Here is a 387-nt window from a genome sequence, read left to right as displayed (position 1 = left end):
CCCCGGGCGCGCGTATCATGTCGAAGCGGCATCGGCGCGCTCTCGCCCGTCTCTCGCCCCGCTCTCGCCACACGTAACGTGTTCTCACTCAAGCTCCTCGGCGGCGCGTCGATTCAGACGCCCTCGGGTCCCATCGCTGGTCGCGCCGCTCAGCGGCGACGCATCGCACTGCTCGCGATGCTCGCCGTCGCGCGCGATCGGGGAGTGAGTCGAGACAAGCTCATTGCCTACCTGTGGCCGGAGCAGGACGCCGAGCACGGCCGACCCCTGCTCTCCGATTCCATCTATCGAGTCAACCAGGCACTCGAAGGGGAAGCCATCGTCAGCAGCGGCGACGACCTCCGCCTCTCGGCCGACGTGTTGCCCAGCGACGTGGCTGCCTTCGAG

The 387-nt window shown here is 68.2% G+C and carries 1 protein-coding gene; it reads left to right on the top strand.

The genetic code is table 11. The features are described 5' to 3' along the window. Positions 1 to 78: 78 nt before the first annotated feature. Positions 79 to 387, top strand: a 309-nt coding sequence (locus I6F37_RS44400; RefSeq protein WP_225155045.1) for a hypothetical protein, incomplete at its 3' end; no start/stop codon positions are given.

It is taken from the genome of Bradyrhizobium sp. NBAIM08 (assembly GCF_020193935.1).
Lineage (GTDB): Bacteria > Pseudomonadota > Alphaproteobacteria > Rhizobiales > Xanthobacteraceae > Bradyrhizobium > Bradyrhizobium yuanmingense.
The sequence above is the reverse complement of the archived record's forward strand: the minus strand, read 5'-3'. Positions and strand labels throughout refer to the sequence as shown.